The sequence below is a fragment of the Actinotignum sp. UMB0459 genome (genome assembly GCF_051905915.1).
GTDB classification, from domain to species: domain Bacteria; phylum Actinomycetota; class Actinomycetes; order Actinomycetales; family Actinomycetaceae; genus Actinotignum; species Actinotignum sanguinis.
The window spans coordinates 1-12,404 of the sequence record NZ_JBQAIK010000012.1; the positions used below are offsets into that span (position 1 = coordinate 1).

11 protein-coding genes are annotated in these 12,404 nt (G+C 61.2%); 8 read left to right on the forward strand and 3 right to left on the reverse strand.

Features of this window, described 5'->3' with window-relative positions:
* On the forward strand, positions 1 to 651 hold a 651-nt coding region (locus ACTFPK_RS03220), incomplete at its 5' end, for a LysM peptidoglycan-binding domain-containing protein (protein WP_394532332.1).
* A 102-nt stretch (positions 652 to 753) separates the two neighbouring features.
* Positions 754 to 1,257, forward strand: coding sequence for a transcriptional regulator NrdR (gene nrdR / locus ACTFPK_RS03225; RefSeq protein ID WP_016442531.1), 504 nt, complete (start codon positions 754 to 756; stop codon positions 1,255 to 1,257).
* Positions 1,258 to 1,367: 110 nt separating this feature from the next.
* Here nrdR and ACTFPK_RS03230 read toward each other — a convergent pair whose 3' ends face one another.
* Both ACTFPK_RS03230 and ACTFPK_RS03235 read right to left on the reverse strand, forming a co-directional pair.
* Complete coding sequence (locus ACTFPK_RS03230) at positions 1,368 to 3,527, reverse strand: AMP-binding protein (RefSeq protein WP_394532330.1); 2,160 nt, start codon at positions 3,525 to 3,527, stop codon at positions 1,368 to 1,370.
* Between the two features lie 194 nt (positions 3,528 to 3,721).
* Complete coding sequence (locus tag ACTFPK_RS03235) at positions 3,722 to 5,995, reverse strand: HelD family protein (RefSeq protein WP_394532329.1); 2,274 nt, start codon at positions 5,993 to 5,995, stop codon at positions 3,722 to 3,724.
* Positions 5,996 to 6,262: 267 nt separating this feature from the next.
* On the opposite strand from ACTFPK_RS03235, the gene ACTFPK_RS03240 reads away from it, so the two are divergent.
* Positions 6,263 to 7,384 carry a PAC2 family protein gene (locus tag ACTFPK_RS03240; RefSeq protein ID WP_394532327.1) on the forward strand — a complete coding sequence of 374 codons (1,122 nt, stop codon included), beginning with the start codon at positions 6,263 to 6,265 and terminating at the stop codon, positions 7,382 to 7,384.
* On the opposite strand, the gene ACTFPK_RS03245 is transcribed toward ACTFPK_RS03240, so the two are convergent.
* Positions 7,381 to 8,214, reverse strand: coding sequence for a spermidine synthase (locus ACTFPK_RS03245; protein WP_231366666.1), 834 nt, complete (start codon positions 8,212 to 8,214; stop codon positions 7,381 to 7,383). The two genes, ACTFPK_RS03240 and ACTFPK_RS03245, sit on opposite strands and share 4 nt — an antisense overlap.
* A 132-nt stretch (positions 8,215 to 8,346) precedes the next feature.
* Here ACTFPK_RS03245 and ACTFPK_RS03250 point away from each other — a divergent pair, with 132 nt between their 5' ends.
* The 5 genes from ACTFPK_RS03250 to ACTFPK_RS03270 all read left to right on the forward strand — a co-directional run bounded on the left by ACTFPK_RS03250 (position 8,347) and on the right by ACTFPK_RS03270 (position 12,403).
* Positions 8,347 to 9,666, forward strand: a complete 1,320-nt coding sequence (locus ACTFPK_RS03250; RefSeq protein WP_439911067.1) for a DNA polymerase IV — start codon at positions 8,347 to 8,349, stop codon at positions 9,664 to 9,666.
* Positions 9,667 to 9,735: 69 nt separating this feature from the next.
* Positions 9,736 to 10,143 carry a DUF3040 domain-containing protein gene (locus ACTFPK_RS03255; RefSeq protein ID WP_439911068.1) on the forward strand — a complete coding sequence of 136 codons (408 nt, stop codon included), beginning with the start codon at positions 9,736 to 9,738 and terminating at the stop codon, positions 10,141 to 10,143.
* 343 nt (positions 10,144 to 10,486) lie between these two features.
* Entirely contained in the window at positions 10,487 to 10,918 is a 432-nt protein-coding gene (mraZ, locus tag ACTFPK_RS03260) for a division/cell wall cluster transcriptional repressor MraZ (RefSeq protein ID WP_320757854.1), read from the forward strand.
* A 112-nt stretch (positions 10,919 to 11,030) separates the two neighbouring features.
* Complete coding sequence (rsmH, locus tag ACTFPK_RS03265) at positions 11,031 to 12,017, forward strand: 16S rRNA (cytosine(1402)-N(4))-methyltransferase RsmH (protein WP_016442539.1); 987 nt, start codon at positions 11,031 to 11,033, stop codon at positions 12,015 to 12,017.
* A complete protein-coding gene (locus tag ACTFPK_RS03270; protein WP_320757853.1) occupies positions 12,014 to 12,403 on the forward strand; it encodes a hypothetical protein in 390 nt (129 codons plus the stop codon). The genes rsmH and ACTFPK_RS03270 overlap by 4 nt, the downstream gene beginning before the upstream one ends.
* The last annotated feature ends 1 nt before the right edge of the window (position 12,404 follow it).

The window sequence follows — 12,404 nt, forward strand, 5'->3', positions numbered from 1 at the left end:
ATGAGTGTCGCATACCAGGAGATAACGCGGGAAACTAGCCGTGCTCACACCAGCCGGCGGCACCCGAAACTGCGGGTAGTGGGTGAGCAGTCCGCGGCCGTGCACAGTAAGCCGTGCGGGGAAGAAGTTCGCCACGGGGATGTTCGCGGGGGAGCTTCGGTCACCGCGCTACGGGTAGCTGGCGCACGCCGGCGCTGGAACACTCCGGCTCTGGGTGCGGTGCGCCGCCCGGTGGTCGTTGCGCCACGGCCGGTTGTGCGATCGGCGGCGGGTGCGGCAGCCCGATCCGCTAGTCATATAGCTACTCGAGGGGAAGCCTCATCTGCTACTCGGGTAGCGGCTCAGGCGTCGGTACCTTCGCGCGCCGCTTCAGCTTCGTTGGATGGAATCGTGCGGATGGGTGTACGGGTAGCGCTGACCATTGCTGTCACTCTTCTCCTGGCCAGTTTTGCCATGATCGTAGGGACCACTTTCCTGGAAACAGGAATGGCAACCGTAACAGTGCAAGGCGGGGATACCTTGGCGAGTATTGCCGCCAGCATCCCGGGTGTTCCGGATATTTCCACCGGGGTGGCGGATATTGTCAATCTCAATGGGCTCGTTTCTCATGATCTGGTTCCCGGCCAGGTGCTTGAGATTCCGGGTTATTAGTCATGAGGTACCGGTTGGGCATAGACCGCCCGGATGGTACGGGTGATACCTATGGGACTACCATAGTTATGCGGTTGGCGTATTATAGCTGAGCCATTTAGAATGATTAATGTGCATTGCCCATTTTGTCGCAACCCTGATTCACGGGTGATTGATTCTCGTACCGCTGATGATGGCCTGTCCATTCGCCGTCGTCGTGAATGCCCGAACTGCCACCGGCGCTTTTCCACGCTGGAAACAGCTAGCCTTGTGGTCGTCAAGCGTTCGGGTGCTACCGAACCTTTCTCACGTCAAAAAATTATTAACGGGGTGGGGAAGGCGTGCCAGGGGCGTCCGGTTACCGAAGACCAACTGGCATTGCTCGGAGCCCAGGTGGAAGAAAAAGTCCGCTCCTCGGGCAGCTCGCAGATTGATGCGCATGATATAGGCCTCGCCATTCTTGAACCGCTCAAGGCCCTTGACCTAGTTGCGTATCTTCGGTTCGCATCGGTCTACTCAAATTACGATTCCATTGACGATTTCGAGCGGGCCATCGCAGATCTCCGCCAGGATCCGGATGTTCCGGTTGCATCAGAATCGCCGGATTTCTCGAAACCTCAGTCCTGAGGGAGCAACACGCGGAAAACTGCGTGAATGCTGTGCACCGCCGGAGGTCAGCGTGCTATGCGGCGTCGTTATGAAAACGATGCCGCACGCGCAGACACAATGCTAGGGGCCTAACTCTCAGCGTTCTCCGGGTTTTCCCTATTTCGTGATACGGCGGTGTTCTCCATGTCTGGGCGAGTAGCACCATCGGTGCTTCCCTCAGGATTGGTCTGGTCATTGCGGCCGGTTCCGTTATCTCCTACGGCAGGTGTCATGGATCGCGTGGCACCTGCAACTAGGTCGTGGCTGGACCGTACTACCCAGGTGGCAAAAGATTCTAAAGTAGCCCCGGCAGAACGCACGAAAGTGGCAATCGTTTCCTGGCTGGGGGCAGTCTTATCCACCCACTGGCGTACCGCACCGCCACTTTCCGTAGCAGACTTCGTGACGCTAGAGGCCCAGCTTTGAATTTGATCGACAGTCAGATTATAGGTGGCCTCCAACCCGGCCAATACACGCTCGAAAGTTTCACGGGTCATATCACCTACCGCGGCAGTGGCGCTTCCGGCAACTGCGCCGGCTTTTTTCACCCACACCCCGGCCGTCAGTTCGAAATTATCCAGCTGTTCGCGCACCGAGCGGCGCATTACCTTCCCTAACTGGGAGGTGGGAAGGGCATCAAAAAGAGCAATGGACGAGGGCATAGCGTAATGCGCAAGCTTGCCTTCGGCCCAGCGGCGCACCGCCGCCAGATCAACCGTGGACCCCGGCTCTAAAACGAGAGCTGCTACCACGGATTCGCCACGTTCCGCGGCGGGGATCCCCACAACTGCCACGTCGCGGATCTCTGGCATTTCTCGCAGGACATCCTCCACCTCGGAAGGATAAATATTGAAACCGGAGGAATTAATCATCTCCTTCGCGCGATCTGCCATAACGATGAAAGGCCCATCCCAGCGCCCCAAGTCACCGGTGCGCAGCCAGTCTCCGAACAACGCCTGCGCGGTTTCCTCTGCTTCACCCAGGTACCCAGCAAAAACTTGCGGGCCGCGCACCAAGATTTCCCCCACATCCTCGGCATCTTCCGCCAAATTATCGGGATTGGCGATGCGTACCTCGGTACCGGGGAAAGGAACGCCTAGGGTGGAGGGGCGCCGATCCTGGCTCATCGGAGATCCAGAAACCACCGGAGACGATTCCGTCATCCCGTACCCCTCGATAAGGAAACCTCCGGTGCGTTCTTCCCAGCGGCGCGCCACCTCCTCCGGCAGCGCCATCGCGCCGGACACCCCGAAACGAATCGAGGACAGATCAATAGTTTCCCCGGCGGATTCCCGCTTTTCCACCTCGGCAAGAATACGGGAGAACATGGGTGTTACCCCGGGTAGCACGGTGATGGGGCGCCGCTTCTGGGCAGCCAGCAAGGACTGAATATCGAAATTCGGCAAGAAAATAGCGGTCGCAGCCAGATCAAGGCCGCACATCATCATGAGGGTAAAGCCGAATGCATGGAAGAGGGGCAGTACCCCAGCAATCACCTCGTGATGATCAGCTTCAAAAGGCACCCAAGCAATGATCTGCTTGCGGTTGGACACCAAATTCCGGTGCGTGAGCATTACCGCTTTCGGTTTACCAGTGGTACCCCCGGTGAACATATACAGCGCCACGTCGTCCGCCTGCGGTTTACGGAAGGTAGCGAGGTCCATAGGAACCGCTTTCCGCCACTCCCGATCAAAAGACGCCACGTGAGCCGGAACACTCCCGCGCAAGCGAGCACGCTGGGTGCGAGCCTGCGCCACCGGAAGCTTGAGAAGCATCCGAGAGGTCAGCGGTAAATCTCGGGAGAGGTCCACTGCGAAATAGTGGCGCGGGTCGTGGGGATCTGGTGCCAACGTGGCAATGGTCTTCTCCCATGCGATAACAACTCGCGCATCAACCATCGCAATTTGGCGGCGCAATTCTGGTTGCGGAGCTAGCGGATTCATCTCCGCGACGGTTGCGCCCGTCAGGATCGCACCCCACAGGGCATACATATGTTGGGGGCAATTTGGCAAGGCCACGGCAACGGTATCCCCGCGCTGCACCCCCAAACTGCGCAGGAGAGTGGCAACACGGCAGGACCGCTCAACAAGTTCACGGTAACTCGTTGTTGCCCCGAGGAAATCTAAGGCCACCCGATTGGGATAGCGTGCGGCCGCGCGCAGGAGCGACTCTTCTAAAGTTTCCTCGTCCACCGTGATATCGGAAGGCACCCACTCCGGATAAATATCCAGCCAAGGTTTCACGGTCATTCGTACTCCTTCACCCACCCGAACAGCGGCCTCATAGCATTGACTAATCAATCATAGTGGTAATAATTGCGAACTGCGGTACGCGAAGCTACGGTACGCGTAGCTACGCGTACGCGTAACCACGGCACGCGAAGCCGCGACGTGACGGCCCGAAGCCCACGCACTCTGAACCGCAGCGCAAGGGGCGCGCGGTCTTAGGAACCAACACCGGCGGTGCTCGCGGTGAGCCCGGCCGGGAGCGCGCCTTCAGAAACCACGTGGAGAAGCTGGGTGGGGCGCGTCATCGCCACGTAAATATTGCCCGGTCCTTCGGCCAAAATCTCACTTGGCTCCACGAGCACGACAGCGTCAAATTCCAAGCCCTTGGACTGCACTGCCGTGAGAACTTGGATCCGGGCCGTGACATCACGACCGGTGACGTCTACAGTCCATCCGGCCAGTTCCGGAGCTGTTGCGATAGCGGCCGCTACCCGAGCTACTCGAGTCTCCGGCACGATCACGCCGAGGGTACCGGCCTGCCCGTAACGTGCATCCAAGCGTTCGCACACCTGCGCCGTCGCCCTAATAGTGCCCGTGGTAAGAGTTCCGGGTGCGCAGCGCTCGGCGATCTCCACGGCGCCACCCTCGGTACGGGCCGCACGCACGGGGCGCACCATGACCCCGGCCGCGCGCTGCACCGCCCCGGCGGTATCCAAAATAACGGCCGGTGTTCGGTAGGACACCGTGAGTTCTTCTACGCGCACTCGATCAGCTAGGCGGCCCAGCAACCCCTCCCAGCCGGCTCGTGGTGAACCATCCGGGCGTTGGTCAAGGTCACCGACCACCGTCATGGAACGGGAAGGATTACGCCGGATGAGCATTTCCCACTGCATGGGGGAGAGCTCTTGGGCTTCATCGACCACTACGTGACCGTAGGTCCAGGTCCGATCCGCGGCGGCACGCTCGGCTAGTGAGGTACCGTCCCCGCGTCCACCCATCCGTTCGGCTAGCAGCTCTGCACTCACGATCCCGCCGCCCACGCCCAGCGCCTCCATTGTTTCTCCGGCATAGCTGAGTCGATTGTGTTCGGCCGCATCGCGTGCCGCCCGGGCGTGGCGTTCCGCATCGGTGGCAAAAGATCCGAGAACTTCGGCGAACTCATCGATGAGGGCAATATCGGCGATGGTCATGCCATGCCCGACCGGACGCTGCAACGCGGCTCGTTCCGCAGCATTGAGCTCGGGCGCCACCTCGGCAAGAAGATGCGGTTTGGTGAGCAAGCGCTCCAGCAGTGCCACCGCGGAGGAAGGCATCCAGCGCAGGTTGATTTCCCGGCGAGCATCAATGCTCTCTGCCACATCGGCAATAATCCACGGGTTTTCCGAGAGCTCCACGTTCTGGCCCTCGGCCACCTGGCGGGCCAACACATCGACGAGGTATTTCGCGTAAGTATCGCGGGCTTCGTTATGACGCTTACCTGTACGGCGCGCCCGCCGTTGCGCGTTTTCGACATCCTGCGGGGTTAGGCGTACATCAACCCCGCTGATGCGCATCCGCACGGCCTTGCGCAACGGACGTTCGAGGAGGGTGCGCACCGCCCGCGGGGCGATAGTACGCCATACTAGGCGGCCCTTAATCTCCGCGGCGGGGGCAGTATCGACGGCGCTTACCGTTACCCCGGGCACCAGCCCGGCAATCGTCGTCGATACGACATCAGATTCTCCCAGTGACGGTAACACCTGATCGATATAGCGCAAAAAGACTGGCGAGGGGCCCACAATGAGCACGCCAGAACGCGCCAGGCGCTCGCGATGGGTATACAGAAGGTAAGCAGCGCGATGGAGGGCCACCGCTGTTTTCCCGGTCCCCGGCCCGCCCTGGACCACCAGCACATTATTAGAATCGGCGCGAATAATACTGTCTTGTTCGGCCTGAATCGTCGCGACGATATCGTTCATTTTCCCGTCGCGCGCCGCATTCATCGCCGCCATGAGGGCGCCCTCGCCCGTCAGATTGAGATCTGAGGCGGCACGCGAAGAGTCAAGAAGCTCATCTTCCACTCCGGTGACCGTGCGCAGGCGGGTCTGAATATGGCGGCGGCGCCGCACCTTTCCCGGATGTGCGGCGGTGGCCCGATAAAACGGTTCGGATTGCGGGGCACGCCAATCCAGGAGCAAGATCTCTCCGCTTTCGTCCTTCAAACCGATCCGCCCGATATGATCCGTTTCACCCTCGCGGGTATCGAGCCGGCCGAGAACCAGCCGGTTTTCGACTCGCCGCAAGCGGGTGAGATTATCTTCGTAATGGGTGGCGAAAGAGTCTCTCTCGGTCATCTCACCGGCGCTTTCCTGACCGCTCTGGCTGCGAACCGCAGCCAAGCGCTGGGCATAGGCTTCACGCTGGCGATCAAGGGCACGGTACGCAGTATCCACGAAAAGCTGTTCTTCCCGTATTGCGTCCTCGCGCGCGCTATGAGGATCGTTGACCACGAGCGGCTCCTCCTGATGACCGAACATAATCGGGTGGTGTCCTGGAAAAAAGTAACAATCAATTATGACGGAAAACGCCGGGGCGCGCTATAGTGCGGTGACGGGAACGACAGCGATCAGCCGGTGGCGAATACCGGAACCGTGTTCGGTTACGTCTCGTTGTAGAGGTTGCCGTTATTGAAGTACGACGGCGCCCGGCGCGCTCGGCCGGGCCGGTAGTCTAGGCTGGAGGGGAAGCTAGCGAGCTGGAGAGGGAGGAGGATCACGGTGAATTATTTCGTTTACCCCTGTGAGGGGGAACAGGAAGATTCCTGGGCGAGCGGGGAGCGTTGTGAAAGCGTCGTCGTTCATCTCACCGATCCCATCAATGACATTGGTTCGGTTTCAGAACTCATTGCCTCGCAGCTCTACACCCTAGAGCTCAGCCCGGTGGCTGACATAAATGTGGACGGGCTGGTTGATTATCGGGCGCAGCGCCCGCGGGTGCACTATCTCAACGGTGCGCTGGAAGACATTGCCATCCCGGCGCTCGGGCTGTTCCACGCCAAAGATATCGAGGGCACCTCTTTCTTACTTCTGCTCGGTACCGAACCAGATTTTTGCTGGCAGGGGCTCAACTCTGAGCTCATGGCGGTTTTCGCGCAGCTGGGAGTGAAGCGGCTCTACCGGGCCGGATCGGTGGCCGGGGCACTACCCCATACCCGCCAGCCGGATATGCTCATCCGCACCCGCAATGCCGATCCGGTGGCTCCCGCCCTGGAAGCTGACGTGTGGTATCCGGCGTCCTTCTCAGATTTTTTGGAATACAGTCTCGGGCAGATGGGAGTGGCGACCTTCTCTGTGACGGTGCGGGTGCCCATGTATATTGCCGGGCACCATTACGCGGCCGGGGCAGCCAGCGCGCTCTCCATGCTCGCGAAAACGGCCGGGCTGAGCCTGCCGCTGGGAGACTTGGAAGCCAGTGCCGCCGAAGAATCCGAGCAACTTGCCCAACTCACCGAACATAATGAGCAGCTCGCGGAAATCGTAGCTGCCCTGGAAGCCGAATATGATCGCGCGGAAGGGCATCCGGGCCTTATCCAGGCCCCGCAGCACAGCCTCACCGTTCCCAGTGCCGATGAAATTGGGCGTGCGGCGGAAAGTTTCCTCGCCCGAGTGGATGCCTCAATGGTCAAGCGCAAGGAGCACGCCGATAACGAACAGGCGCAACTGACGGAACGCCTGAAAAATATGCGGGCTGCGTGGCAGCATGCCAGTAGTGGGCACCGGTCCAGCGCCGAAGCACATACTGAGGCCGAGCCGCGTACGGCAGGCGAGCCGGATGCCCACGGCCAGGAAGACGGGTGCCCGGCGCCTCAGCGCCCGCGCGGTCGGCACGCCGCGGACTAGTCTTCGGGCAGGGGAGCGCCTGCGGGTAAGTAGCCGATATCGGCATCCCGCTCGAGGATGGCGCCGCGAGCCCGCCGGCGTAAATCCGCCCGTCCCACCATGCGCGCGGGCAGTGGGAGGCGGCGAACCAGTCGCTCGATCTGCGCGAAAGCGAATTCTCGCTGGGAGGCAGCCAATACGATATTGCCGAAGCGACGCCCGCGCAGCACCGCCGGATCCATAATCGCTAGCACATACTCGAAATGCTCGAGGAGGGCCCGTGATTCATTCGCGAAGCGGGTCAGGCCGGTGGAGGCCACCGAGTTGAGGAGATACACACCGTCGGGTTGCAGAACTTCGGCGACTCGCGCAGCGGCGTCGCCGGTACGTAAATGGGACGGAACATCACGGTCAGCAAAAGCATCGCGCACCACCACGTCCCAGCGCGCCGCCGTGGTGTCCAGGGTGACGCGCGCGTCCTGTACCCGGATACGCAAACGCGGGGACGGGGGCAGATCGAACCATTCGCGTGCGTAGGTGGCGAGTTTGCCGTCAATTTCCGCTGCTAGCTGGCGTGAGCCGGGCCGAGCCGCATCCAGGGCACGTGGAAAAGCGCATCCGGCTGCCCCCAGGTGGAGTACTCGCAGCGGCTGGAGCTTGGGATACATGGCTTCGAGAATGCACCTAAACTGTTGCATATACTCGAATTCTAGATACGTGGGATCGTCAAGATCCAAGGCGGAGGATTCCACCCCGTCCAGGTAGAGGGTCACGAGGGAAGGGCGATCCGAGCGCCGATCCAGTTCGGCGAGGGCATAATCAGTTCGCACGGGTTCGGTAGGCACACTCACAGCTCCAGCCTAATGGAGAGCGCACCGTAACGACGGGAACTCGGAAAAAGAAACCGCGCGTGAGGATACGCGGGCGGAACCGGGCGAACGGAAACGGGGCGACAAAATGGAGCGAGAGGAAACGGAGGGCTTATGTCACGCGCACCGCGCTCACGCGCAGTCCGCCATTCCTGGGGCGATGACGATTCGCGTACTCCTATCCTCCATATTGATATGGATGCCTTTTTTGTATCCGTGGAGCTTCTCGACCATCCGGAGCTGCGCGGGCGCCCCGTCGCGGTGGGCGGCCAGGAACGCGGTGTTGTGGCCGCCGCTTCCTACGAGGCACGCGCCTTCGGGGTGAATTCCGCGATGCCGGTGGGACAGGCACGGCGGCGTTGCCCGAATCTCATTATGCTCACCCCGCGCCTGGAACTTTACCGCGCGGTATCGGAAAAAATCATGGCGATTTTGCGGGAGGTCACCCCGCTGGTGGAGCAGCTTTCCGTGGATGAAGCTTTTCTGGACGTCGGGGGAGCGCGCCGGCTTTTCGGCCCTCCCGTTCATATTGGTCAGCAGCTGCGCGCACGTATCCGCACCGAGGTTGGAGTACCTGCCTCCGTGGGGATCGCCGCCACCAAACACGTGGCTAAAATAGCATCCGCGCACGCCAAACCAGACGGGCTTCTCCTTGTTCCCGCCGCGGCTACCCTCCATTTTTTGCACGATTTACCGGCCGGAGCCCTCTGGGGTGTGGGCGGGCGTACCGAAGAACGTTTGCGTTTGCACGGGATCGAAACGGTGGGGGACGTCGCCGCTGCCGGCCCGGACCAGCTACGCCGCCTCCTTGGCACCGCTGCCGGGGATCACCTCTTCCAGCTGGCCAGCGGCGTCGACCCGCGCCCCGTTACCCCGAGCCGTGAGGAAAAATCCATCGGACGTGAAGAAACCTTTTTCGACCCCCTGGCTGACCGGGACGAACTCCACCGTATTCTGCTTTTCCAGGCGCATGACACCGCAGTCCGGTTGCGTGCAAAAGGCCTGGTGGGGCGCACCGTCGCTATTAAGGTGCGCTTCCCGGATTTCACCACCATTACCCGGTCGGCAACACTGCCGCAAGCCACCCAGGTTGCCGCCGAGATCTACGAACGCGCACGCGAGCTGCTGGACGGGGTGGAGGTCACCGCCGCGGGCTTGCGGCTCCTGGGCTTGCGCGTAGAGAACCTGAGCGAGCAGGGCGGCTACCAGCAGCTCGCTTTCGATGATGATCCGCGCCGTGGGAAAGCTGAGAGTGCCATGGATGCGGTGCGTTCGCGTTTCGGAGCCGGGGCACTCGGGCCAGCAAGCCTCTTGCATCGGCCGACGACGGGGCGCGACAGTGGGGTAGAAGATGCCGGTACGGGGCACGGTGGGACGGGGCGCGGCGATGCCCTAGCCGGTGGGCGCGAAGGGCTCGGAAACGGTGTATCGTGACACAACATATCGTGACGGTGGTGCGCCGGGCACGGTAGACTGGCAGCAGTACAGTAACAAGGAGGCACAGTGGCCCTATCGGACTACGAGAAGAAGATGCTCGCTGAGCTGGAAGCGCAGCTCACCAACGAGGATCCCAGCTTCGCGCGTAATATGAAGCCCGCTGCGCCGGAAGTAGAAGCCATCAGTCGGCAACTGTCCGTGCGCAATCTCGTACTGGGGATTCTCGGGCTGGTTGCGGGCATCGCCATTCTTATCGGTGGGATTTCTGCACCGAAGATGTGGTGGCTTGGTTTGCTCGGCGTCATCATCATGTTTGCCTCGGTATGGTATGCGCTCGCGGGTGTACATACTGAGAAAATTGCGGTGCCTGCCGGAGGTGCGGGATCCCCGAGTGCGTCGGGGCCGCGCGGAGTATCGTCTTTTATGCAGCGCCAACAAGAAATGTGGGAAAAGCGCCGCCGCGGCGAGCACTAGAAACTACGGTAGCGCGGGCCCGGTTCGTCCGGTAGTGCAAACTCGGCACCCATAACGGTGAGAGGATATCGATCCTCTCACCGTTTTCTTTTTATAGATACGACGGCGCAGCTGGGTGCGCCCCGTGCTACCGGACGTTCTGCTTTACCGAGCGCCTCGCGTAACAAATTGGGCGTTCTTCACCCCTGAACACTCCACCGTACTCCACCTGCGCTCCACTCAGTTTCCCCTGTTATGGCGGGCTTTTCTGGGAATCACTAGCGCGACATACCCTCGTCATGGCAAACTGGTGGAGCAAAGTGGAGTAAAGTGGAGACAAGCGCCACGAGAGGGGGTGCGGTAGATGTTCCTCGGCACGTATGAGCCCAAATTGGACGACAAAGGTCGAATCATTCTGCCCGCCAAATTTCGTGATCAGCTCCAGGGCGGGCTGGTGATGACGCGCGGTCAGGAACACTGCATCTACGTTTTTCCGCTCGCGGATTTTGTGGAATTGCAGCAAACCCTGGCTAAAGCCCCCTTGACGTCCAAAGAGGCGCGGTCATATACCCGCGTGCTGCTCTCCGGCGCCGTGGATGACGTCCCTGATAAACAGGGACGAATCACCATCCCGGCGATGTTGCGCACGTACGCGGGCCTGGATCGCAACCTCGCGGTTATCGGCACGGGCAACCGGGTCGAAATCTGGGATAGCGCCGCGTGGGCGGTCTACCTAGAGGATCAAGAATCGGCTTTCGCCGATAGGGAAGAAGAGGTCATCCCCGGCCTCTTCTAGGAATCGCGTGATCGCGGTGGCGGTCTTTCGCGAGAGCTCTGAGGCACTTCCCCAGCTTCAGATCGCTCGCGGGGGATCACTATCGCGGGCGCCGCAATAAGAAGGGCACAGGATGGAGACAGCACGTACCTCGGGCGCGCCGCGCGCCGCCGGGAACGCGCTGCATGCCCCGGTGCTCGTGGACACCTGCATCGAGCTCCTCGCTCCCGCTTTCCAGGTTCCCGCCCCTGTTCTTATTGACTGCACCCTCGGGATGGGCGGGCACACCGAAGCCTTCCTCGAGCGTTTTGAGAACCTCACCGTTATCGGAATTGACCGCGATCCCGCAGCCATTACTTTGGCGGGGGAGCGCCTGGCCCGCTTCGGGAAGCGGTTCCGCCCCGTCCAAACCACGTACGACGACGTGGCCGCGGCAGCGGGCAATCGCCCCGTGGATGGAATCCTCATGGACTTGGGAGTGTCCTCCCTGCAATTGGATGAAACCGAGCGCGGGTTCTCCTACTCCCACGATGCTCCGCTTGATATGCGTATGAACGCCCAGGTCGGGCGCACCGCCGCAGATATCCTCGCGGAAGAATCGGTAGGTGAGCTCACTCGGATTTTGCGCGAGTACGGGGAAGAAAAATTCGCCCATCGTATCGCTACCACCGTTGTGCAACGGCGCGCCAGTGCCCCGTTGCTCCGTACCGGCGAACTGGTGGATATCGTGCGTTCGGCCATCCCCGCCCCGGCGCGGCGCACCGGGGGAAATCCCGCCAAACGCACTTTCCAGGCCTTGCGCATCGCGGTGAATGACGAACTCGGAACACTTGAACGGGCCTTGCCGGCAGCCCTCGCCGCTTTGCGGGTGGGTGGGCGCATCGTCGTCGAAGCGTACCAGTCCCTGGAAGACCGCCTGGTGAAACGGGCTTTTGCCGCCGGGGCCACCTCTCGGGCACCCAAGGGACTGCCCGTTGAACTTGAAGAACATAAACCTTGGTTGGAACTCCTCACCCGAGGAGCGATTCGAGCCAGCGAAGAAGAAATCACCCGCAACTCCCGGTCCGCGTCCGTTCGCTTACGCGCTGCCGAGAAAATCCGTCCCGGAGGTCAGCTATGAGCGCACAGCCCCACGCTGTTGCAGCGCCGCGTACCCGTCCCGTGATCTCGGGGCGTCCCGAACTCACGCTTATCCCCACCCCGGCGGCGCACCGTGGCTTTCTCGGTACCGTGATCATATGCATGGCGCTTTTCTTCGGCGCGTTTGCCACGGTTTTCGCTCTTAATACGCGTATGGTAGGCACGGCGTACGAAATCCGCTCCGTTAAGCAGGAGCTGGCGGTCGCGCAATCGGTGGAGTCCACCCTCACGGATGAAGTGGTGGGGGCTTCCACTCCGCAAGGCCTCAAGGAACGCGCGCAGGACCTCGGCCTCGTCCCCGCCACGGACGTTCAGCATATGGACCTGGGGTCCGCTACGATTCTTGCTCCGATTCCGGGGGAGTGAC

Coding starts and splice junctions, on each gene's coding strand:
- ACTFPK_RS03250 (WP_439911067.1), top strand. CDS start 8,347: ATGTCACGCGCACCGCGCTCACGCGCAGTCCGCCATTCCTGGGGCGAT.
- rsmH (WP_016442539.1), top strand. CDS start 11,031: ATGGAGACAGCACGTACCTCGGGCGCGCCGCGCGCCGCCGGGAACGCG.
- mraZ (WP_320757854.1), top strand. CDS start 10,487: ATGTTCCTCGGCACGTATGAGCCCAAATTGGACGACAAAGGTCGAATC.
- nrdR (WP_016442531.1), top strand. CDS start 754: ATGATTAATGTGCATTGCCCATTTTGTCGCAACCCTGATTCACGGGTG.
- ACTFPK_RS03230 (WP_394532330.1), bottom strand. CDS start 3,527: ATGACCGTGAAACCTTGGCTGGATATTTATCCGGAGTGGGTGCCTTCC.
- ACTFPK_RS03270 (WP_320757853.1), top strand. CDS start 12,014: ATGAGCGCACAGCCCCACGCTGTTGCAGCGCCGCGTACCCGTCCCGTG.